This is a genomic window from Mangrovimonas sp. ST2L15 (assembly GCF_001280515.1).
In the GTDB taxonomy this organism is placed as follows: Bacteria; Bacteroidota; Bacteroidia; order Flavobacteriales; family Flavobacteriaceae; genus Mangrovimonas; species Mangrovimonas futianensis.
In genome coordinates, this window is record NZ_LBIQ01000015.1 from 46672 (window position 1) to 70283 (window position 23612).

Annotated in this window: 17 protein-coding genes; 6 read left to right on the top strand and 11 right to left on the bottom strand. The window is 36.9% G+C overall.

Annotation, left to right across the window (positions count from 1 at the left end; genetic code table 11):
* Positions 1-276 precede the first annotated feature (276 nt).
* From ZA07_RS00590 to lspA, 4 genes are all read left to right on the top strand, one after another.
* Entirely contained in the window at positions 277-1200 is a 924-nt protein-coding gene (locus tag ZA07_RS00590) for a dihydrofolate reductase (RefSeq protein ID WP_053969794.1), read from the top strand.
* A 4-nt stretch (positions 1201-1204) separates the two neighbouring features.
* Positions 1205-2107 carry an alpha/beta fold hydrolase gene (locus ZA07_RS00595; RefSeq protein ID WP_053969795.1) on the top strand — a complete coding sequence of 301 codons (903 nt, stop codon included), beginning with the start codon at positions 1205-1207 and terminating at the stop codon, positions 2105-2107.
* A 68-nt stretch (positions 2108-2175) separates the two neighbouring features.
* Positions 2176-3069 (top strand): ACP S-malonyltransferase, encoded by an 894-nt coding sequence (gene fabD / locus ZA07_RS00600; RefSeq protein ID WP_053969796.1) that lies wholly within the window; start codon positions 2176-2178, stop codon positions 3067-3069.
* The gene (gene lspA / locus ZA07_RS00605; protein WP_053969797.1) at positions 3069-3560 is read left to right on the top strand and encodes a signal peptidase II; all 492 of its coding nucleotides are present in this window, start codon (positions 3069-3071) and stop codon (positions 3558-3560) included. The genes fabD and lspA overlap by 1 nt, the downstream gene beginning before the upstream one ends.
* Before the next feature lie 33 nt (positions 3561-3593).
* On the opposite strand, the gene ZA07_RS00610 is transcribed toward lspA, so the two are convergent.
* From ZA07_RS00610 to ZA07_RS00620, 3 genes are all read right to left on the bottom strand, one after another.
* Entirely contained in the window at positions 3594-3785 is a 192-nt protein-coding gene (locus ZA07_RS00610) for a hypothetical protein (RefSeq protein WP_053969798.1), read from the bottom strand.
* Positions 3786-3959: 174 nt separating this feature from the next.
* Positions 3960-4982, bottom strand: a complete 1023-nt coding sequence (galE, locus tag ZA07_RS00615; protein ID WP_053969799.1) for a UDP-glucose 4-epimerase GalE — start codon at positions 4980-4982, stop codon at positions 3960-3962.
* A complete protein-coding gene (locus tag ZA07_RS00620) occupies positions 4975-6132 on the bottom strand; it encodes a DegT/DnrJ/EryC1/StrS aminotransferase family protein (protein ID WP_053969800.1) in 1158 nt (385 codons plus the stop codon). The genes galE and ZA07_RS00620 overlap by 8 nt, the downstream gene beginning before the upstream one ends.
* 89 nt (positions 6133-6221) lie before the next feature.
* On the opposite strand from ZA07_RS00620, the gene ZA07_RS00625 reads away from it, so the two are divergent.
* Both ZA07_RS00625 and ZA07_RS00630 read left to right on the top strand, forming a co-directional pair.
* Positions 6222-7454: a glycosyltransferase N-terminal domain-containing protein gene (locus tag ZA07_RS00625; RefSeq protein ID WP_053969801.1), complete on the top strand. Its 1233-nt coding sequence runs from the start codon at positions 6222-6224 to the stop codon at positions 7452-7454.
* A gap of 399 nt (positions 7455-7853) precedes the next feature.
* Complete coding sequence (locus ZA07_RS00630) at positions 7854-8153, top strand: hypothetical protein (protein WP_053969802.1); 300 nt, start codon at positions 7854-7856, stop codon at positions 8151-8153.
* Positions 8154-8227: 74 nt separating this feature from the next.
* On the opposite strand, the gene ZA07_RS00635 is transcribed toward ZA07_RS00630, so the two are convergent.
* The 8 genes from ZA07_RS00635 to ZA07_RS00670 all read right to left on the bottom strand — a co-directional run bounded on the left by ZA07_RS00635 (position 8228) and on the right by ZA07_RS00670 (position 23609).
* Entirely contained in the window at positions 8228-9241 is a 1014-nt protein-coding gene (locus ZA07_RS00635; RefSeq protein ID WP_053969803.1) for a LacI family DNA-binding transcriptional regulator, read from the bottom strand.
* Between the two features lie 273 nt (positions 9242-9514).
* Entirely contained in the window at positions 9515-11836 is a 2322-nt protein-coding gene (gene bglX, locus ZA07_RS00640; RefSeq protein ID WP_053969804.1) for a beta-glucosidase BglX, read from the bottom strand.
* Between the two features lie 6 nt (positions 11837-11842).
* Positions 11843-12961 carry a family 16 glycosylhydrolase gene (locus ZA07_RS00645; protein ID WP_053969805.1) on the bottom strand — a complete coding sequence of 373 codons (1119 nt, stop codon included), beginning with the start codon at positions 12959-12961 and terminating at the stop codon, positions 11843-11845.
* A 56-nt stretch (positions 12962-13017) separates the two neighbouring features.
* Positions 13018-13902 carry a hypothetical protein gene (locus ZA07_RS00650; RefSeq protein WP_082316476.1) on the bottom strand — a complete coding sequence of 295 codons (885 nt, stop codon included), beginning with the start codon at positions 13900-13902 and terminating at the stop codon, positions 13018-13020.
* A gap of 11 nt (positions 13903-13913) precedes the next feature.
* Positions 13914-15989: a PKD domain-containing protein gene (locus ZA07_RS00655; protein WP_053969807.1), complete on the bottom strand. Its 2076-nt coding sequence runs from the start codon at positions 15987-15989 to the stop codon at positions 13914-13916.
* An 11-nt stretch (positions 15990-16000) separates the two neighbouring features.
* Positions 16001-17461, bottom strand: a complete 1461-nt coding sequence (locus ZA07_RS00660; protein WP_053969868.1) for a RagB/SusD family nutrient uptake outer membrane protein — start codon at positions 17459-17461, stop codon at positions 16001-16003.
* Between the two features lie 13 nt (positions 17462-17474).
* The gene (locus ZA07_RS00665) at positions 17475-20552 is read right to left on the bottom strand and encodes a TonB-dependent receptor (protein WP_082316477.1); all 3078 of its coding nucleotides are present in this window, start codon (positions 20550-20552) and stop codon (positions 17475-17477) included.
* Positions 20553-20795: 243 nt separating this feature from the next.
* Entirely contained in the window at positions 20796-23609 is a 2814-nt protein-coding gene (locus tag ZA07_RS00670; RefSeq protein WP_231628603.1) for a LuxR C-terminal-related transcriptional regulator, read from the bottom strand.
* Positions 23610-23612: the final 3 nt, after the last annotated feature.

Below are 23612 nucleotides of genomic sequence, written 5' to 3' on the forward strand. Positions count from 1 at the left end.
TTTCTGGGTCAAAAGAAGCAAATCTATTTTAGGTATGCAACTCCTTTAGGTTGTTTACAGAAAGAATTGTTGTTTTGGCAAAATTTAGCTAACATTAGCATAAACTCCAAAAAAAAACAAGCTTGAAATTACGAGATTGACAACGGTATAAATTCATGTTTACGAGCTGATTTTCAACGATATCGATTTCGTTTTTCACCCCTTTTAGTCAAATTCCATTTACGATAACATTTTCGTAAAAAATGCCGTAAATTTACCCATAGCAAATCAGTCATAATGTTCGGAAAAAAGAAAGAAATACCTCAAGTAGATCAAGAACAATTAGCGTTTTTTAAGCATGCCCAAAAACGCATCAAACAGAAAAAAAGATTATACTCCCATTTTATTTTATTCCTTATAGGCGCTATCCTATTAATAGTCGCCAATCTGGTATTGAAAATAGGTGAGAACTTTAAAATTCTTGGTATTGATTGGTTTGTGTTTGCCATTGTTCTTTGGTTTGTATTATTTCTATATCACTTTATCAATGTATTTGTAACCAACAAGTTTTTGGGAGAATCATGGGAAAAATCGCAGTTAGAAAGATTGGTTTCCCAACAACAAGAACGTATTGAAACTATCAAAGCCAAACTTTACGACGAAGAATTAGCTATAGCTAAAAAGGAAATTCAAGAAGAAACAGAAAAAAACAGGAAATCTGAAAAGCGTTCTAACTTGACCATTATCGCTGCCGCCGGAGAAGATCATGCTTTGGGCAAGGACAACGATTTGATTTGGCATTTAAGTGATGATCTCAAGCGATTTAAAAACCTCACCAATGGTCATCACATCATCATGGGGCGCAAAACATTTGAAAGTTTCCCAAAACCTTTACCCAACAGAACACACATTGTCATTACAAGACAACAGAATTACACCGTCCCATCTGGCGTTATTGTTGTTCATAATTTAAAAGATGCTCTTGATGCTTCTAAAAACGATACTCAACCGTTTATCATTGGTGGAGGTGAAATTTATCGTCAAGCAATGTCATTAGCAGATAAAATTGAGCTAACACGAGTACACGGTACTTTTGAAGATGCAGACACACATTTCCCTGAAATTAACGAATCCCAATGGCAAGAAACTGCTCGCAGTTATCATAACAAGGACGCGAATCATCCCTACGATTTTTCTTTTATTACTTATGTAAAAAAATAATCAATTGAAGCCTGTTTTCAGAATCATTTTCCTATTTATTTGTTTCCAAATTTCCGGACAAAACTCAGGAAAAATTGGCATAGAAAACGGGCAACTATTTTTTAAGACTTTTGGTAAAGGGACACCGGTTTTGATTATTAATGGAGGTCCGGGAATGAATAGCCAAGGCTTTGAATCATTAGCCAAAAGATTGGCAGAAACCAATCAGACCATCATATATGACCAAAGAGGAACTGGCCAATCCCAACTGCAGGACATATCATCAAAAACAATAACAATGACATTGATGGTAGACGATATTGAAGCCCTCAGAAAACACTTGAAAATTGAATCATGGGTTGTGCTAGGGCATTCTTTTGGTGGTATGCTAGCTTCCTATTATGCTACATTATTCCCAGATCGAATTCAAGGCTTAATACTTTCCTCCTCTGGTGGATTGGATTTATCACTTTTGGATAATTTAGACATTAGATCCCATTTGTCTTCCATTCAAAGAGATTCACTAAATTATTGGAATCAAAGAATCTCACAAGGCGATACTAGTTATCAAGCCAGATTAGGGAGAGGAAGGAATCTTGCTCCTGCTTATTTATACAACAAAGAATTCATTGAACAAATAGCTCACAGATTAACACAAAGCAACATGCAAATTAATAGTCTTCTGTGGCGTGATATGCGAGCCATTTCCTTTGATTGTAAACCTAACTTGAAGTCCTTTAAAAAACCCACACTTATCCTTCAAGGAAAGCAAGACATTTTGGATCCCTCCATTGCTGAGGAAGCTCATCAAATATTCAACAACTCAGAACTAATTTACATAGATCATTGTGCCCATTACGGTTGGTTGGAGCAACCTAATATCTATTTTGGCGCACTTGACAGATTTCTCAAACAGTTTAATAACTGATATTATTCCCTTACACTTATTCACTTATATAGAATTCACTATTTTTGCACCAATTAAATATAAAGAGAATGAACGCATACATTTTCCCTGGACAAGGGGCGCAATTTTCTGGAATGGGATTAGACCTATATGAAAACTCCCCTCTAGCACAAGAATTATTTGAAAAGGCAAACAATATTTTAGGATTTGCCATTACTGATATTATGTTTGAAGGTTCTGCTGAAGACCTAAAACAAACCAAGGTAACTCAACCCGCCATCTTTTTACATTCTGTTATTTTGGCAAAAACCCTTGGAGATAGTTTTAAACCCGATATGGTTGCAGGCCATTCCTTGGGTGAATTTTCTGCTTTGGTTGCCAATGGCACCTTAACTTTTGAAGACGGACTTAAATTAGTTTCTCAAAGAGCTCTGGCAATGCAAAAGGCTTGTGAAATGAACCCAAGCACGATGGCAGCCGTTTTAGGCCTGGAAGATAAGTTGGTAGAAGACATTTGCTCTCAAACCGAAGGTATTGTTGTAGCGGCAAACTATAATTGTCCTGGGCAATTAGTGATTTCCGGGGAAGTAGAAGCTATTAATAAAGCCTGTGAATCCTTGAAAGAAGCAGGTGCAAGAAGAGCTTTAGTGCTTCCTGTTGGTGGTGCTTTCCATTCTCCTCTTATGGAACCTGCAAGAGAAGAATTAGCAGCAGCAATAGAAAATACCCAATTCAACACACCGTCTTGTCCTATTTATCAAAATGTCACAACTTTTGCTGTGACTAATGAAAACGATATCAAGGCCAACTTAATCTCTCAATTAACTGCTCCTGTAAAATGGACACAATCTGTTCAGAACATGATCTCAGATGGTGCTACCTTATTTACGGAAGTGGGACCTGGAAATGTATTGCAAGGGTTAGTTAAAAAAATTAATAGAGAAGCCCAAACAGCTTCTGCAACCTTTGAAACCAACCTTTAATGAAGTTCACTAGAAATGTAGGCATCATTCTATTGGTGATTTTCAATATTGCCTTAGATCAAATTTCGAAATTTATAGTAAGAGCTAAGGTAGATCCTTACAGTGAATCCCCAATTATTGGAGATTATTTCACGTTGCATAATGTAGAAAATAAAGGCGCTTTCTTGGGTATGGGAAGTGAACTGAATGACACCTTGCGTCTGATTCTATTACTTATATTACCTCTGGCCGTTTTGGGATATGTGATGTACTACATTATAACAAACAAAAACTTGGACAAAGCCTCAGTCATTGGGTTTTCATGTATTGTAGGTGGCGGTATTGCCAATGTCTATGACAGAGTAATGTATGGCTCGGTAACCGACTTTTTCCATATAGATTTAGGAGGAGTCTTTAGAACCGGTATTTTTAATATAGCAGACATGTCGGTCATGTTTGGCCTAGGTCTTTTGCTTTACAGCAGTTTTAAAAACAAAAAAGCCTCTAATTAATTAGAGGCTTTTTTTTACTTCAATATTTTCTGTTTATCTGGCCAAATTGCAATGTTCACAATCCTTAATTTTCCCGTAATAGGTTTCTCTGTACTTGTGAATCGTTTTAAACGGAATATTCAAAAATTGCTTTTTGATATACGTTACTTTGGTTGATAGGGCACCCATTTTTGGGGTATGCCTTTGCTCGTCTTTGGTTTCTCTTTTTATTGTTATCAGTCTCATAATTTCCTTTGCATTATCATACAAATAAACAAATCATTTAAACCAATCCCAAAAACAAAGCCTTAAAACCTTGTTAATCAAAAAGATATTAAAATATCCACAATCGAACAAGTTATCGACTTAGGATTCCTTAACCAAACGACACTATCATTAACAATTTGATATTGTTATTTTTTACGAATTTGCCAATTTTTGTTCCCATTTCCAGGCTGACAACATCGCATCGTCTAAGGTCAACTCCGATTTCCACCCCAAAACATCGTTTGCCTTATGGGTATCTGCATAAGCAGCCGTAACATCTCCTTCTCTTCTTGGGGCTATCTTATAATTCAATTTTTCACCAGAAACTTTTTCAAAAGATTGAACAACCTCCAAAACAGAACTTCCGGTTCCAGTACCTAAATTAAAGACTTCGTAATTACCTTCATTTTTGGATTCCATCAATCTTTCCAAAGCTACTACGTGAGCTTTGGCCAAATCAACTACATGAATATAATCTCGTACACAAGTCCCATCTTTAGTTGGATAATCATCACCAAAAACAGAAAGCTGTTCTCTAATTCCAATAGCCGTTTGCGTTATAAAAGGCACTAGATTTTGTGGCACTCCTATAGGCAGTTCCCCAATTTCAACCGTCTCATGTGCCCCAATAGGATTAAAATATCTCAAAGCAATGGCTTTCAAATGCTGATTGATTTTACAAACATCTTTAATGATTTCTTCACCAATTTGTTTGGTGTTCCCATATGGCGATTCTGCTGGCTTTACGGGAGCATTTTCATGAATGGGCAATTCATCTGCCTGACCATAAACCGTGCATGACGAACTGAATATAAAATTGGCACTATCTAATTTTTGCAGTTCCTGCAATACGTATACCAGGGTATTGATATTATTTTCATAATATAATAACGGATTCTGGACACTTTCACCTACTGCTTTACTTGCAGCAAAATGAATAATTCCCTGTAAGTCAGAGTGACGGTTAAAAAAATCCTGGACTTTCTCCTTCTCTCTTAAATCCAACTTTTCAAAAACAGGTTTAATGCCTGTAATCGCTGTGATTCCATCCAAAACGTTGATGGAAGAGTTAGACAAATTATCAATTATTACAACCTCAAAGCCTCGATTTTGAAGTTCTACAACAGTATGGGAGCCAATAAATCCTAAGCCACCCGTCACCAGTACTTTAGCCATTAATATATGCTTTTACTTTTTCGGTTATAAATTCTATTTGTTTGTCGTTTAATTCAGTGTGCATTGGTAAGGAGATTACTTGCTCTACCAAAGCATTAGTCACTTGAAAATCGGCTTCATTATATCTATCATCCATATAGGCCTTTTGCTTATGCAAAGGAATTGGATAATAAACTCCACAAGGAATACCATTTTCATTTAAATATTTTGCTAAACCATCTCTATCAACACCTGTCAATTTTAAAGTATACTGATGAAACACATGGCAATCACAATTATTACAATTACCAGAACAAGCGTTGCTTTTTCTCACTGGCGTTTGTACTTGTGAAACATTTTTAAATGCTTCATCATATTTAGCTGCTGCCTCTTGTCTCGCCTTGTTATAAGCATCTAGTTTGGGAAGTTTGGCATCCAAAACTGCAGCTTGGATAGAATCCAATCTAGAATTAACCCCTACTACATCATGGTGATATCTCACGTACATCCCATGATTAACTATACCTCTTAGGATATGAGCCAAATCATCATCATTAGTAAAGATGGCGCCACCGTCTCCATAACAACCTAAATTCTTGGAAGGAAAAAAGGAAGTAGAGGAAACATTACCAATAGTACCGGTTTTGGCCTTGGTTCCATCTTTATAGGTGTAATTCCCTCCAATACCTTGCGCATTGTCTTCGATAACATAAAGATTATGTTCTTTGGCAAGTGCCATAATTTCTTCCATAGGGGCAGCTTGCCCAAACAAATGCACAGGAACAATGGCTTTGGTTTTAGGTGTAATTGCTTTTCTAATAGCCTCTACATCAATATTAAAAGTATCAGTATCTACATCTACCAATACTGGAGTTAATTGCAAAAGCGCTATAACCTCAACAGTAGCGGCAAACGTAAAATCGGCTGTAATTACTTCATCACCTGGCTTGAGGCCAAGTCCCATCATGGCAATCTGTAATGCATCTGTACCATTGGCACAAGGAATGACATGTTTGACGCCCAAATAAGATTCTAAATTCTTCTGAAATTCATGAACCTTGGGTCCATTTATAAAAGAAGTCGTATCAATGACTTCTTGTATGGAGGCATTAACCACCTCTTTGATATCGGCATATTGACCTTTAAGGTCAACCATTTGTATTTGTTTCATATGATACAAAGTTACAAAAATAGCTTGCCTACCCCAATGGATTTATTCTAAACAATGTATTTTAGCATAAAAGTTTTTTTATCTTGAAAATGATCTATAATCTTGGTATTCGTTGGGCTTCATTTCTTTTAAAATTAGTTTCCCGATTCAATCATAAACTGCAATTGGGAGTTCTAGGTCGAGCAGAAACTTTTCAAATTTTAAAAGACAAATTGAAACCAGAAGATCAAACATTATGGTTTCACTGTGCTTCCTTGGGTGAATATGAACAGGGCCTTCCCGTTTTTCAGGAAATAAAAAAAACTTATCCCAACCATAAAGCCGTACTTACCTTTTTTTCGCCATCGGGTTATGAAATCAGGAAAAACTCACCTATTGCTGACGTGGTCGTTTATTTACCTTGGGACACTCCTTTGAATGCCAAAAAATTTATCGATCTAGTAAATCCAGACTTAACCATCTTTGTCAAGTATGATATCTGGCCAAACTACTTAAAGGAATTAAAAACAAGAGGCAAAAGAGCCCTTCTAATTTCTGCCTTATTCAGGCCAAACCAGGCATACTTCAAATGGTATGGAAACGTTATAAAAGAGGCATTGTTTGCTTTTGAGCACATTTTCACCCAAGATGCCAATTCCAAAGTCCTATTAAATAAAATAGGCTATGAGCAGGCCACTATTTCTGGAGATACTCGCTTTGACAGAGTGAGTCAGCAACTAAACATTGACAATCATCTTCCCTATATTGAAACATTTAAAAACAATAGGTTATGCGTGGTAGCCGGCAGTACTTGGCCCGAAGGTGAAGCTTTCTTGGCGGAATTTATCAACAGTTATTCCAATGAGTATGCTTCCTATATCATTGCTCCCCACAATATCAAATCTGAGCAAATTCAGAAATTAAAAGCAAGCATCCATAAGCCTACCATGCTGTTTTCGGAGATGGAGGAATCCTCCCTTTCTAACCAACAAGTCTTTATTGTAGACACAATTGGAATCCTTTCTAAGATTTATAGTGTTGGAGACATTGCTTATGTTGGAGGAGCCGTGGGAACCACAGGGCTTCACAACACTTTAGAACCAGCTGTATTTGGAATTCCAATTATTATAGGTTCTCATTATGATAAATTTCCAGAAGCCCATGATATGGTTGATTTAGGAGGTATGTTCAGCATTAAAACACAAGAAGAATTTTCGAATCAGCTTAAAAATTTAATCGAAAATGAGTCACTTCGGAATAATTCAGGAGCCATTAATAAGCGCTATATTGAAAAAAACAAAGGTGCCGTAATCCAAATCATGGACTATATACGTAAGTATTAACAACATGGATATTTTACGAACCAAAAAAAATATTTAAAATCATTTGTAATATTCATTAATTAAATGTTAATTTCGTGATGACCAATTTGTTTATTAACTAACACCAATGAAATTATTAATAGCAACTCCTAAATCATATTTTAAAATATGAAGCCTTACCTCAACTTCATGTAAGGAGCAAAAGCAAAAATAAATCAACGATGTTTAGAACTCTTTAAATAAATTGTTCACAAAATTGTAGCTGACATTCTTTAAACATTTTTAAACTTGGGTTAAAACAGTGATAAAGACTATGAAACTGCAAAAAAATTAATGATCCTAAAAAACAATATTTAACATAAAATTACTGAGAGGTAATTCTATATATTAATTTTATTAAACACTAAAAACTTTACACTAATGAAAAGACTATTTTTAAGCGTAGCTCTATTACTAACTTTAGGATTTACAATCTCTTCTTGTAGAGATACCAAAAATGAAGAAAGCGTAGAAGAATCAATGGAAAACACAGGTGATGCTATCGAAGAGGCAGCAGAAGACACTGGTGATGCTATCGAAGAGGCTGCTCAAGACACTGAAGAGGCAACTGAAGGTGCTTTGGAAGAAGTTGGAGAGGCCATGGATACTGCTGTTGAAGAAACCAAAGAAGCTGGAGAAGCTGTTGGTGATGCTGTTGAAGAAGCTACAGACGGTCACTAAGAAAGATTTACTTTTGATAGATAGAAAAAAGTCTTACCGTTTGGTAAGACTTTTTCTTTTATTATTAGAACATGCTAATTAAGTTTCTTTGTGGAATTTCGCTCAATAATATGAGTATGGATAACTTCGTGGACAGGATCACTCACCAATTTCCCTTCTAATCTATCAATTAACAATTCGACAGCTTTCTTACCTATATTTTCCGCATGCTGACTAACAACTGTTAGTGAAGGTATAGAATGTTCAGACATTAATCCATTAGTAAATCCAATAACAGCTATGTCATTTGGAACATCAAACCCATTTAATCGAGCCACATTTATGGTCAAAATAGCGGAGTATTCATCTGCACATACCACTCCATCTATCTTTTGCTCCTTCAAGGTTCTAGTTAAGTCCTTTTCAATTTGATTGTAATGATCTACATCAATTATTAAAGGTTTTAAATTTCTGTCCTTCAAGGCTTTTAAATACCCTTCACAACGCAGTTGCCCCACACTAATATTACTAATTGGATTGACAAAGGCAATATGTTTGGAGCCATGATCTGCTAAAAAAGACGTTGCTTCATAAGAACATTCAAAGTCATCTATAGTTACCGTGTCACAAAATACATCTTTTGTCACCCTATCAAACATAACCATGGGCACATTGTACTTTGAAACTTTATCGAGATGCGCGTAACTTTTTAAACGTTGTGTTTCTTCTGCCAAAGACAATATAATACCGTCAACACTTCCATTGATAAAAGTATCTATACTCTCACTCTCCTTTTTCTGCTTTTCATTACTGAGACAGATAATTAGTTTGTAGCCTCTTTTAGTGGCTTCAATCTCAATCCCATAAAGTACTTTACTGAAAAATTCCAACAAAATAGCCGGAATCACAACCCCAATAGTTTTGGTGGATTTTGACTTTAAGCTTCTAGCAATGTTATTGGGTATGTAGTTGCAGGACTCTGCAATTTCTTTAATGCGAACTCTCGTTTTCAATCCAATTTCAGGACTGTCATTCAATGCTTTAGATACTGTTGAAACAGATACCCCAGCTAAATTCGCTAAATCTTTTAATGTCGTCTTGGATGGCATAATCTATATTCTAAGATAGATATTTTTTACTTTTTATGCAATAAAATTGTTAATACCCTAATGAAAATATTTCCAACTGCGAATATTTTACCTTTTAATTGAATTACCAAATTTATAGGCTTAATGTTTTGTAAATTTTCCAACAACCTTAAAGGAGCTATAATCTGCAATTTCTAATAAGAACTAAAATCAAAAAAGGTTCTGACCATTCAGAACCTTTTTTAAAAAATCAAGGCAACAAGCATCACCTGAAACTTAACATCAAACCTCAGTTCAACGAAGCTGTTGTGCCAAGTTAAATTCTGACTCTAATACTGTATTTGAGCTACCCCCTACAAATACTTTAAAGTCACCAGGCTCCACTAAAAATTCACCCTGATTATTATAAAATCCCAATTCCTTATCGGTCAAAATAAAGTTTAGGGTTTTAGACTCTCCAGCTTTTAGACTGACCAACTCAAATCCCTTTAACTCCTTGACTGGTCGCGTAATACTCGCAAAAACATCTTGGATGTATACCTGAACAACTTCTTTTCCATCCAAATCTCCAATATTCTTCAATTCGAATGAAACCAATACTTGACTAGGATCAACCTCCACTTTTAAATCTTGATATTCAAATTGGGTATAACTTAAGCCATGTCCAAATGGAAATAAGGGATCGTTATCCATATCTGTATAATGAGACCAAAAAACCTCTCCTGGAGCGGGCTCATTAGGTCTACCTGTACTTTTACGATTATAGTAAATAGGCACTTGACCAACGGCCTTCGGAAAAGTCATCGGTAATTTTCCGCTAGGGTTATAATCTCCATATAATACTTGGGCTATGGCATGTCCACTTTGCGTTCCCAACTGCCAAACCTCTAAAATGGAAGGAATATGTTCGGCGGCCCATGGAATAGCTACTGGTCTTCCATTGTGCAGCACTAAAACTACATTGGGATTCGCCTTATAAACTTCTTCTAGCAGTTGTTGTTGTAATTTTGGCAACCCAATATCTACTTGACTTCTACCTTCTCCTGTTTGCATACCATGCTCACCCAAAGCAACAAGCACAATATCTGCTTTTTTGGCAGCGTTCACTGCCTCTATCATACCTGAAGTTTTTGTTTGATTTATTTGCAATTGTTTTGGAAAAGATATCTCGCCATCCACAAAGGCTGGTCCTTTAACATAGGTGATAGTGTTTCCCTGATATTGTTGCAATCCTTCAAGTAATGAAACCGCCGTACCATTCTCGGCACCAGTTCGCCAATTCCCCAAAGGACTTGTTTTATCACTAGCCAATGCACCAATTACTACAATGTTTTGTCCCGATCTTTTAAGTGGAAGCAGGCTCTTTTCATTTTTTAAAAGCACAATAGACTTCTTAGCCATATCCAAAACGGCATCCTGAATTTCTTGACTTCCCACAACTTCATTTTCGACCGATGGATCACTGTACTGATAAGGATTTTCAAAAAGTCCCAATTCAAATTTCACTCTGAGAATTCTCCTTACTGCATCATTTATTAAGTCTTCACTTACCTTACCCTCTTCTACCAATTCCGCCAAATAATTAAGATAATGGTAAGATTCCATATCCATATCTGACCCAGCGATTACAGCTCTTTCAGCAGCATATTTTCCGTTTTCAGCTTGTCCATGCGAAATCATCTCATTGATAGACCCCCAATCAGAAACCATAAAACCATTGAAATCCCATTTTCCTTTCAAAATTTCTCTTTGCAACCAAGCATTTCCCGTAGCCGGCACACCATTTATTTCATTGAATGAATTCATAAAGGTTCTGACTCCTGCTTCTTTTGCTGCCAAGAATGGTGGAAAAACAATATTGTACAAGGTAGAGGTACCTACATCGACTGTATTGTAATCTCTTCCCGATTCAGCAAAACCATAAGCAGCAAAATGTTTGGCGCATGCAGCAATCGTATAAGGAGAAGTCAAATCATCCCCTTGAAAACCTGTCACTCTTGCTTTCGCAATGGCACTTCCCAAAAAAGGATCTTCACCAGCCCCTTCCATAACTCTTCCCCATCTGGCATCTCTTGTAATATCAACCATTGGAGCAAAAGTCCAATTTATTCCACTTACAGCAGCTTCTTTAGCAGCCACCTCCGCAGATCTTTTTATAGCTTCCATATCCCAACTGGCGGACTCTGCCAATGGAATAGGACTAACAGTTTTAAACCCATGAACCACATCAAATCCAATAAGCAATGGAATCCCCAATCGGGTCTCCTCCACTGCTATTTTCTGAACCTCAAGAACTTCTTTGGCACCAGTAACGTTAAGCATAGAGCCAACTAATCCCTTTCTTAAATCCTCATATTTTTTGGCCTCCGACCCACCTTCAGGTTTAGGTCCAGTGACATCCCAAAAACCGCTATACTGATTCATTTGACCGATTTTCTCCTCCAAAGTCATCAAAGAAAGTAACGAATCTACTTTTCCTTCAATTTCCGAATCAAGTTCCACAGTTCCTGATTTCATGGAAACAGATCCTATTTCTTGACCCTGAGAAAAGTTAGTACAAGAACATAGCGTTCCCAGGAGACAAATTGTCCCTAAATAAATTGATAATCTTTTCATGATAAATTATTGATATACCCTTACATAGTCTACTTCCATAGTTCCCTCCATAAATTCGGGATCTATTGTACCTCCCAGATTGCCTCCAATTGCCACATTCATAATGATAAATTGGTCTAAGTCAAACGGCCAGGTCTGGTCATTTTTATTTGCTGGTTGATAGGTATAATGCACGTTTCCATCTACTGAAAACACCATTTTTTCGGGAGTCCATTCCAACTCATAAACATGAAACTGGCTGGTCACATCCCCTATCGTTTGGCCACCAAGATTAGTGGTGTTACCAAAACTTGATGGTGTATGTATCGCACTTTGAACAAAACCTTCATTATTTCCTACATGCTCCATAATATCGGTTTCACCGCAGGCAGGCCAACTTACTTCATCTATATTGGCCCCTAGCAACCATAATGCAGGCCAAGTACCTCCTCCAGAAGGTAATTTGGCTCTGATTTCAAGTTTGCCATAAGTGAACTCATACTTATCTTTTGTTAACATTCTTGCTGAAGTAAATTCTGAGCCCAAATAGTTCTCACGTTTTGCAGTGATTTTTAACATCCCATTTTCTACTATCGCATTCTCCGGACGGTTGGTATAATATTGAGATTCATTGTTACCCCATCCATTTTGACCGGTTCCAATATTGTACCCCCATTTACTGGAATCTGGAGCACCATCCACATCAAACTCATCTGACCAAACCAACTCATACGTATCATCAACATATAGTGTAATGGTTTGCGATGTATTCACACTATGATCGGTGGCAGAGTAAGCATACACATATACTGTATATTGATTGGTCCCAGGAGAGGTATAGGTAAATTCCATGGTACCATCCAAACTTTCCATCTCAGTTCCATTTCCGAATCGGAAGCCATATTTTACAGCATCATCTGCAGAGGCAACACATTGTATCAATCCTGAACCATCCCCATTAGGATTTTCTGAATCAGATCCCACCTTACTTATTTGAAGCGTTAATCCAGAGGGGTAAATGGGCTCCTCTGTTGGATTTCCATTATTAGAATTATCAGAAGGATCATCTCCACTGGAGCAAGATATACTCCAAACCGTCATTAAACTAATCAGAATATGTGCTATCAATTTGTTACTATTTTTCATTATTCAATTACATACTTTTTAAAGGGGCAAATGAAATCACTTACCCCCTAACCTATTTAATCTGCGATAAAAATCACAAACCATCCATTACCATCTGAACCGACTGTTTTCATAGTCATTTCATTATCAGATCGAGATAATATTTGGTAACTGTGATCACCGCCTACATAGAATCCATGATATCCTAAATTTGAAAAACTTAAAGTTTCCTGTCCTCCTGGAGCGCTAAGCGTCCAGTTTCCAGAATAGTTTTCCAACGGATAATTTTCATACTCATTATCACCATTAGGTGTTTGTCCTCCAACACCAAAATCAGCATCCAAAGCTCCGGCCTGTCCATAACCAGTACCGTTTGTGATATGCGTAAAAGTACCATCCACATTAAATTCCCAAGTATCATCATAGGCCCCTTTACCATCCTTATCATATGGACCGGCAGCCCACCATATTGGGCTAGTTTCATCTGCGGGACCAACTCCAAAATGACCAGCAGTCTCAGCTTTGATTCGCCAAGTTCTAGTACCATCAGCAGTCAACATTGTGATAAGATCTGCCGGTGGGTTATACAATGCCAATACCTCAACATCTATCGTTGCGCTTGATGTTACACCTGCTGTACCTATGGCTAAAACGGTAACCGTATAGGTATGAACTCCTGTTACTCCAAAACTGTAGGACTTTGTCCCATTTGGAGTCATAGTTTCCGATCCGTTGTAAATATACTTGTAGGTGATCGCATTATCTGCCGAGGCATTGAAATGCACTTCACCACTTCCATCTCCATAAGGATTATCGGCATCTTGCCCTACAATCTCAGCTGAGATTGTTAAATTAGAAGGGTTTACTATCTCTCCAAATTCATACTCATCTTTTTCACAACCACTAATAACAATGAGCACAGATAAGAGACATACTTTATAGATATATTTTAAATACTTCATCTTTTCATTTTTTAAATTTTAATAAGCTTATAAGTCCAGAACACTCCAGATCCTGATTCAATGGATACTGTAATTGTATTATTGTCAATCCATGTGGTCTCATAAGTAATACTATTAGGTACGGCAACACCAGGTAATTCTCCTTCATTATTCACCTTAGGCAATCCTAGATAAGCTCCTGAACCACTTAAAGTCAAGCTTCCTGATGCTTCATCAAAACTGAAACTTGCTGAACCAGATCCGTCATGCGGCGCAACAGGAGCACCACATTGATCAGACTCAACACCTTGCCAAGCCTCCAACCATGTTTCATCTCCTAAAACGTTACTGAAAGATCCATCTGACATAAACACATAAGAATCGTCATAGTAACATGCTCTATCAGAGACAGATTGCTCATCGATAGACCACCACTCTCCACTACCAGGAGAAGGACCTACCATCAAGGATCCAGCCTCTGGTGCCAACTGCCATGTTCCAACAATTGGCGATATGTATCTTACCAATTTATAGGTCCAGAAAACTCCGGCACCGGCTTCAACACTTACAATCATGGTATTGTTATTATCCATTAAGGTAACGTTGTATGTGATAGAACTCGGAACAGCGACATTGGGCAACTCCCCTTCATTGTTTGCCTTAGGTAATCCAATATAAGCTCCGGTGCCATTCACGGTTAAAGTACCAGCGCCCTCATCATAAATAAATGTGGCATTTGCTGATCCGTCATGAGGAGCAACAGGCACGCCGCATTGTTCTGCTGCTACACCTTGCCATGTTTCAAGCCAAGTTTCGCCTTGAAGTTCATTTTGGAAACTACCATCCATATTAAACACATAATAATCATCAAAATAACAAGCTCTATCAGCTACAACCTGGGCATCACTGGTCCACCACTCACCACTACCTGGGCTTGGTCCTACCATAAGTGCACCGGCCTCTGGCGCTAATTGCCATACACCCTCTAATCCTGAAGCAGCAGCTGGTGCTTTCCAGAAATATAAATTATCAATAAAGACCGTTCCAGCTGCCCATGGCTCACCAACAAACTTAAATTGGTGCAAATCCGCCATGGATAAACCTTGATCGGTAAACGCTGAAAGGGGAATATCAAAACCATTCCATTCTCCAGCGGTTAAATCTTGAGTTACCTGTTGCTCACCCGTCGCCAAACTGATAGGGAACACTTGTATTTGATCCACATCTGCCGTCCATACATCTAGGTGCAGATATTCCATGGCTGAAGCATCAACAGTTTCCCCAAATTGAACACCCTGATAACTTAAGTTGATATACTGAAGCATCTCATCGCCATTCAAATTGAACATAGCATAACTACTTCCCTGACCAGATTGCCCCCAGTCTGGATTATAATCTGTTCCAGGCACATCGTTATAAGCGCCGGCAAAAATTGAAATATAATCTGACTCGTACCTTGCAGGTTGGGTAGGAGCAGGATTTATTGGCTGAAGGATTTCAGTCACTTCAAACTCTTCGGTATAAGTTGTAGTCTCAATAGCTGCACCCATGGCTACCACAGTTATGGTATAAATACCTGGCTCTTGGTAGGTATAAGAAACCGTCTCTCCAATGTCTCCAGATACAGGATCATCATTTCCTGCCTCTCCAAAGTACACATCATAAGTAATAGCATACTCTGCTGTAGCAGTTACATTAACTTGTTTTGAAACTGCTTGGTCATTTTCTATGGTTACTTCTAAATTTTGTGGTGCTGAAAAGGAAACCACCAATTGCTGACTAGCTTCTGTAGTTAATCCGGTAATTCCTTTAGCAATGACACTCACATTATAAGTTCCTTCTTCGTAAATATGTTCTGCAAACTCGCCATTGGGAAGCTCCTCATTTTCTGAAGCATCTCCAAAAACCACATCAAAAGAAACCGCTCCTTCGGCCGTCGGAATAATAGTTACCATTCCACTATTATCTTGGGTAACATCAAATGTAATCTCCACATTTGAAGGTGCTTTTGCAGTTTGGACAAAATCGGCATTGTCATCGTCTTCAGCACAAGTGAGTGCCAAAGTAGCTATCAAAAACAGTTGGAATATATATTTTAATTGTTTCATTATCATTTGTTTTAGTATTGAGGGTTTTGGTTTAATCCAGATATATCCACTTCTAACTGAGGAACTGGGAATAATTCATGTTTGCCTGTCACAAATCCATCAATAACTGAAGCCGCTTGACCAGTTCTTACCAAATCAAAGAACCTATGACCTTCCATGGAAAGTTCTAAATTTCTCTCATTCCAAATAGCTTGAACTAAGGCTTGCCCTGAAGTGCTGATATTATGGTCACTGTTTCCAAAAGCACGTTGGCGCACTTGGTTCAAGTAATTTCTTGCCAAATCCTCATTGATTCCACCACGAGCATTAGCTTCAGCAGCCATTAGTAATACATCGGCATATCTAATAGCTCTGTAATTATTCAAATAATTTAATTCAGTCTGAGCTCCACTTTCTCCGGCTCTTGGGATATATTTTCTGTTATAATATCCTGTATGTTCATAACCTTCAGCATAACTTGCACCAGTTTCAGCTGCCCATGCCTCAATATCCAAGATGGAAGCATCTCTACGGGAATCGGCTTCATCAAAAGAATTATATAGATTAGGGGTTGGCAAATTAAAGCTCCACCCTGTTGCAAATTCAGGACCTGAATAAGCTCTTGGCCCATTATGGATAATTCCAAAATTACCCTCACCACAGGTTGGGCAACCCCAATCCCACCATTCAGATTCATTAGAATATTGAATTTCAAATACAGATTCTGGACCATTCTCACCAGACTTCAAGAATTGACTGCCATAATCAGGCACCAAACTGTAAAGACCAATTACATTTTGTAACATGGACGCAGCTTCAGAAAATTTATCTTGATATAAGTAAACTTTTCCTAGCAAAGCTTGAGCCGCAGATTTGGTTACGCGTCCTGCTTGGTTTTGAGATGCAGGCAACACGTCAATAGCATTTAGCAAATCGGCTTCAATCTGAGCATAAACTTCCTCTTTTGAAGCTCTTTGAAGCGTTCCAGTATCAGAGGCATCTAAACGTCTGTCTGTGATCAATGGAACGCCACCAAAGAATTTGACTAATTCAAAATAATAATATGATCTTAAAAAATAGGCTTCACCATAAAGTGCTGCTTTGCCATCAAAATCAATTTTGTTTTTGTTTTCTTCCATATAATTAACCCTATTCACGCCTTCAAAACACCACCTCCAGATAGAGGTTAAATTATCATTTTGAGGGTAGTGGGTCATATCGTCAATTTGTTGCAACCCTATAACGTCTGTGGCGCTTTCGCCCCCACAAAAAGAATTGTCAGACGCTATATCTCCTATCAAGGTATTTAAGTACAACCATTGTAATGGATCATAACTTCCTATAAGTGCTGCCTGATAATTGGCTTCGGATTGGAAGTAAGAATCTGCATCAATCTGATACACTTCTGAAGCTTCAAGGTCTACATAATCTGAACATGCCTGAAAAGTCAGCAGCATACCGCAAATCATTAAAGTGTGTTTAAAATATTTCATAGATCTCATTTTTTTAAAATTTAACATTGATACCCATCATCCAAATTCTTGGAATAGGATATGCACCTCTATCAATACCAGTATCTACAAAACTTCCGGCTGTAACTTCTGGGTCATAACCAGAATACTTGGTAAAAGTGAAGGCATTTTTAACTTGAGCATAAATTCTAACATTGTTTAAACCTGTTGCATCATAAAGTGATTTTGGCAGGGTATAGCCCAATTGTATGTTCTTGAACCTGAAATAACTTCCGTCCTCGATATATCTATCAGAAGCTCGTGTATTGTTATTGTTGTCCACAAAAGTGACTCTAGGTTCTGAGTTACTAGTTCCTGGACCTGTCCATCTATCTAAAGTTCTAGCTGAACGGTTGGTGAACGCCGAATTTCTCTCATAAGCTCTGTAAATATCATTACCAACTGAAGCAAATGTGGAAACATTGAAATCAAAACTCTTGTAGTTGATACTTAAGTTCCATCCCAAGGTGAAATCTGGAAATGGATTCCCAATTTCGGTTCTGTCCAAATCATCTATAACACCGTCTCCATTAACATCTACAAATCTGATATCTCCTGGTTGCGCTCCGTTTTGGGTAGCGTGACCATCAATCTCTGATTGACTTTGGAAAATACCATCGGTTTTGTACCCATAGAAATACCATGGAGAGTAACCTTCTTCAAAGCGATTGATAACGGTAAAAGGAATTCCGTATCCAGCACCATCTTGTCTTTTACTATCATTATTTACCTCAGTTACCTCGGTATTAACCGTAGTTACATTTAAACTTGTATTGATAGAAAAGTCCTCAGAAACTGTTTTATTATAAGTTAATGACAAATCAAAACCGTTTGTTTTTGAAGTACCAATATTTGTAGGAGGCGAAGTTACTGTTCCTGCTGAAGGAGGTAATACTGGAGCGAACAATAAATCCTCAGTTGTTTTTTGATAATAGTCTCCTGTAAAAGATAAGGAATTATCAAGCAATCTGATGTCTAGACCAGCATTCATTTGAATTTGACTTTCCCATGACACCGTTTCATCTGGTATGGTTCCTAGTGTAGAACCCGCAATTATATTGCCATCGAAAGTATATTTAGGAAAGGTTGAAATACTTGAAAATTGGTTAGAGATATTGTCATTACCAACATTACCATAACTTCCTCTTAGTTTTAGAAAATCAATGCCATTAACATCAAAGAATTCTTCATTAGAAAGCACCCAACCTAAAGAACCTGAAGGGAAGAAACCATATTTATTATCTGTTCCAAAAACAGTTGAACCATCTACTCTTCCCGTAAATGACAGTAAATATCGGTCTTTATAGTCGTAATTAACTCTTCCAAAATAGGAAATGTTCCTTTTAACATCAGACCAAGATCCTGTTTGTTGAGATGCTAAATCTCCAGTAGCCGATGCTATATCTGCATATTCCCAAGAGTTAAATGGAATATCTTGTGCTGATCCACTTAAGCCTTCTCCCTTATATCTTTGAAGGGACATCCCAGCTACAGTCTGGAAGTTATGAGCTTCATTTATACTGAAATCGTAGTTACCAAATAGTTCATAGGTGTAAGTAAAATAAGTTGTTTTAGACTCATTTACTCTGTTATGAGTAGAAGTCTCTTCTCCTGTTTCAGGATCGACTGTCACTATTGGTGAAAGATCTGGATTGGCGTTTGTAGCGGTATGACCTACACCATAAAATACTAATGGAGAGAAACTTTTATTGTACACATCTACATAAGTATAACTGAATCTTGAAGAAATCCTCAAATCCTCAATAGGCTCATATTGAAGTTCCAGCTTACCAAACCATTTGTTGGTATTGTTATTATTATAGGTGTTATCAATTAATGCTAAAGGATTAACGATTTCCTGAGTAATGTTATCACTAATACTATAATTACCATTATCATCATAAACTGGTAGCGTAGGATCAAAGTTCAAAGCATTGGAAAGCACACTTGTAATACTATTTTCTGCCAAGGCTTTACCTTTAATATTAGCATAATTATTGTTGACCAACACTTTAAACTTATCAGATAGGTCAATGTTTAATCTTTCAGCCAAGGTAATCCTATCGAAATAAGACTTATCACCACCACCAACTACACCATCTTGTCCTAGATACCCTCCAGAGATAAAATAGGTCATATTATCTGAACCTCCTGCTGCACTCACATTATGACTTTGAATTGGTGCATCCTTAAGCACCTCATCCTGCCAATTAGTTCCAACTCCTAAATTGCCTATGTTATCAAAAACAAGACCTTGTCCTGCATTGGAACTAGCTTCATTTAAAATAGCGGCATATTCACTGGCATTAAGAACATCAATAGTGCGAGTAACCTCTTGAATTCCATAACTTGAATCAAAATTAAAAGTAGTTTTCCCACTCTTGTTTCCTGATTTGGTGGTTACTAAAATAACCCCGTTACCACCTTTAACTCCATAAATTGCAGCTGTGGCTGCGTCTTTCAAAACGTTCATGGATTCAACATCTGATGGATTTAAGGCATTCAAATCAGCTATAGATTGTTGAATACCATCGATCACTACTAATGGACTACTTCCAGCATTGGAAACAATTCCACGAATCGCAATAGCAGGAGCTGCACCAGGCGAACCTGTTGAAACAATATTAACCCCTGTAGCTTGACTTTGCAGAGCCTCTTCAACCCTTACAGGTTTGAGTTGCTCCAAAGCTTCACTCTTAACTGTTGAAATGGAACCAGAAACATTAGTTACCTTTTGTTGCCCATATCCAACAATAACAACCTCATCCAATGATTGGCTATCAGGCATAAGCTGAACCGTTATTGGATTTGAATTAATGACCTGGACTTCTTTAGTGACAAAACCTACATAAGAAAATACCAGAGTAGAACTTAGCGGTACACCTTCCAATGAAAAATTTCCATCAAAATCTGTAGCCACCCCTTTTGTGGTGTTTTTAATAATGACATTAACACCAGGTAAAGGCATATCGGAATCTGCATCCAATACTGTACCTGTGATGTTGACTTCCTGTGCGACAGACAACATCGACATTAATAAGAATAATGTAAATGTTAAAATTTTTGAATTCATAATTAGTCTGAACTTTTATTAGTTGTTTAAAATTAGAACAATACATTGCGAATTATTCAAAAACATACACAACAAAAAACATACAATGTATATTTAAGTGTTTTTTTTAAGAATATAATAATACAAACCCTTTAAAACTGCGGTTTGAGAAAAGTTAAAAAAATTAACCTAAAACGTTTTAGTTGGCTTAAAATATGTTAATGTAGTGGTAATGTATGGGTATTTTTTAAAACTGTTAAGGTCTTAAATTTCAAGAATGTAATTTGTTAAGCTAGCATCATGCGGTAAATCCATCTTTTTTCGCAAACGATATCGTTTAACTTCCACGCTTTTAGGAGATATATTCAATAATGGAGCAATCTCTTTTGAAGACAAATTCAGCCTTAAATAGGCACATAATTTCAAATCATTGGGTGTCAAAGCTGGATGCTTTGCTTTCATTTTCTTCAAGAAGTCTTTATCTGCATTGTTAAAGGCTTCCTCAAAGAAGGTCCAGTCATCTGTATTATTCAAATTGCGATCAATTATCCGAATGACTGATTTCACATTCTTATCCTCCTTAGATTTTTTGAGTTCATTTTTAATAGTGTGTAAGAATTCATTTTTCTTAATCAAACTCATTGTTGAAATAGCCAACTCACGATTCTTGTTATCAACATCCTGCTCCAGTTTTTCATTTTTAAGCTTCATGAACTGTTGCTTACTAGCCATCTCCTTCATTTCCATCTCACGTTCAGTTTCCAAAAGAAGTTTTGCTTGTTGATTCTTGTAGTATCTATTATAGATAAAATGAGTAAGTAACGCCAACATAATAAAGCCTATAACATATAATATAATGGCAATTGTGGACAAGTACCAAGGACGATTAATTACAAAGGAATATTCTGAAGTATTTGTAGTCAAACTATCTCCCACTCTTCCCCGCACCTTAAATGTATAGGTTCCAAATGGTAAATTTTCAAACAATTCTGATGGTGAATTTGACCAAGCGCTCCATTCATTATTAAAGCCCTCTAAACGATATTGATACTCAGGCTCTTGAAATTTATCAAACTCAGGGATACTGAAGGTAAATTCAAAATTATTGGACTTAGTTTCAAATTCTGCATTATCATGAGAACCAATCAATTTTGGTGTTTCATTTAACTTGTAATTTTTGATAGTATTGATAGTAATTTCATATTCCTTTTCTACAATGTTGTTAAGATCAATAATCGTATAACCTGTAGATGAACCAAACAAATACTTTGAATCTCCAAGACTTGAAATACTTTCATATCCGGTCATTCCCTTTCGTAGCTCACTGGGAAATGAAATATGGTAAACCTCCAAATCATTAGTTAGTTTACCCTTAGCGACAAAGCTTAAATTCTTCTTTGAGAACCCCCATAACATTTGATCATCAGTAACCACCAACTTACCCGAAGTATATTTATTATTAGGAAATAGTTGACTCAAAACGCTATCTCTTTTAAAAACATTTGATTGTTTTTCATATGAAAAAACACCCTGCCTGTATGCATATAGTATTTTATCTTGGTATTTAACAATACTAGAATTTAATCCCTTATTGATTGAATCCTTTTCAACTTGAAGTGCTTTTCTATAATCGTTATCCACTTCAATTCTATACACCCCTTTGTATTCATGACTTACAAATACAGTATGTTCATCCAAAAGTTCAAAATACTTCGAAGAATTTTGAAATCCCTCTATCCTATTTCTGAAACTCCATTCACCTGCACGGTTTTCCAAAACATTCAATCCATTATAATTCCCTTGCAGTAATAAATTTGTTTTTGGAACGGGCTTAATATCCCAAGTTCCATCAACCGAAGAAATTTCTGTAACCCGATTACCATTGACTATAAAAGTACCAAGATTGTGTCCGCAAAACAGTTGGCTGTTTATTTCCTTTAAACACCAAACCTGTCCTTTGGTTCCCTCAATAAATTTAAAGGATTCTTTGGAAAGAAAGGGTTTATAAAACAAACCTTGATTTGTTCCTATATAGAGGTTTCCTTGATAGATAATTGAAGCATATACTGTACCTAGTGTACCTTTATCATCTGTGTAAATCCTATAAGGAGAGGTAATATTTACAGAATTGATTCCGTTATCCAGACCCAACCAAATATTATTCTCTTGATCTTCAAATAAGGCCAAAACCGTATTATTACTCAACCCCTTTGCTTGATTTATTTCATAATTAGCCTCACCATCTGTAGTTAGATGAATTAGACCCTTTGAAATAGTCCCCAGAGCAAAACTTCCATCATGAAGCTTAATACTACAATACACCCCTACTTTTGACAACAATTCATTTGCAGGAATTTGCCACTTTTCAATTACTGAACCTTCTAAGACATAAAAACCACTTTCCATGGTTTGCACAAGTAAATTACCTCCTTTGTTGTAAACATTAATAATATTAGCATCCCTTAAGATCAAATGATTGGAAACCAAAACCGCTATACCATTATCAATCTGAAAAAGCCCCTCGCCTATGCTTTGAAAATAGACCTTACCGTCTACCTCGTACATTTTGGTGATACCAATTTTAGAATCAATGATATTAAAAGTTTCATCCTTTAAACTATAAATATAGATACGGTTTAGGGATTGAAATAGGACATACTCATCTATGGAAAAAATCTTCCAGAATTGCTCATCATCAATTAACGCCTTGTTAAGTTGGGCCGATAATGAATCATATTTCAACCTTCCCACGTCATTTCTACGCCACACCCCGAATTCCATGTAACAGCCTGTAAAAATCATATCATCCAAGGAATAAACCGATCTTATAATGGTTTCATTGGGTGAGGGATAAAGATTCCATTGAGCTCCATTGAATTCCAGCAACCCTTTGTTATTTCCTACATATATATACTGATTATCGGATTGGGAAATGGACCAATTTTGATTTTCTGCCCCATAATCCTTTGGGGTATATACTTCAATAGGCGGCAATTCTTGGCCTACACCCTGAACCATCATAGTTAAAATGACGACTAGAGTTGTGAAGTATATTCGATTAAGAAAAAGTGATTTCATCTG

Coding starts and splice junctions, on each gene's coding strand:
- ZA07_RS00590 (WP_053969794.1), top strand. CDS start 277: ATGTTCGGAAAAAAGAAAGAAATACCTCAAGTAGATCAAGAACAATTA.
- fabD (WP_053969796.1), top strand. CDS start 2,176: ATGAACGCATACATTTTCCCTGGACAAGGGGCGCAATTTTCTGGAATG.
- lspA (WP_053969797.1), top strand. CDS start 3,069: ATGAAGTTCACTAGAAATGTAGGCATCATTCTATTGGTGATTTTCAAT.
- ZA07_RS00610 (WP_053969798.1), bottom strand. CDS start 3,785: ATGAGACTGATAACAATAAAAAGAGAAACCAAAGACGAGCAAAGGCAT.
- galE (WP_053969799.1), bottom strand. CDS start 4,982: ATGGCTAAAGTACTGGTGACGGGTGGCTTAGGATTTATTGGCTCCCAT.
- ZA07_RS00620 (WP_053969800.1), bottom strand. CDS start 6,132: ATGAAACAAATACAAATGGTTGACCTTAAAGGTCAATATGCCGATATC.
- ZA07_RS00625 (WP_053969801.1), top strand. CDS start 6,222: ATGATCTATAATCTTGGTATTCGTTGGGCTTCATTTCTTTTAAAATTA.
- ZA07_RS00630 (WP_053969802.1), top strand. CDS start 7,854: ATGAAAAGACTATTTTTAAGCGTAGCTCTATTACTAACTTTAGGATTT.
- ZA07_RS00635 (WP_053969803.1), bottom strand. CDS start 9,241: ATGCCATCCAAGACGACATTAAAAGATTTAGCGAATTTAGCTGGGGTA.
- bglX (WP_053969804.1), bottom strand. CDS start 11,836: ATGAAAAGATTATCAATTTATTTAGGGACAATTTGTCTCCTGGGAACG.
- ZA07_RS00645 (WP_053969805.1), bottom strand. CDS start 12,961: ATGAAAAATAGTAACAAATTGATAGCACATATTCTGATTAGTTTAATG.
- ZA07_RS00650 (WP_082316476.1), bottom strand. CDS start 13,902: ATGAAGTATTTAAAATATATCTATAAAGTATGTCTCTTATCTGTGCTC.
- ZA07_RS00655 (WP_053969807.1), bottom strand. CDS start 15,989: ATGAAACAATTAAAATATATATTCCAACTGTTTTTGATAGCTACTTTG.
- ZA07_RS00660 (WP_053969868.1), bottom strand. CDS start 17,461: ATGAAATATTTTAAACACACTTTAATGATTTGCGGTATGCTGCTGACT.
- ZA07_RS00665 (WP_082316477.1), bottom strand. CDS start 20,552: ATGAATTCAAAAATTTTAACATTTACATTATTCTTATTAATGTCGATG.
- ZA07_RS00670 (WP_231628603.1), bottom strand. CDS start 23,609: ATGAAATCACTTTTTCTTAATCGAATATACTTCACAACTCTAGTCGTC.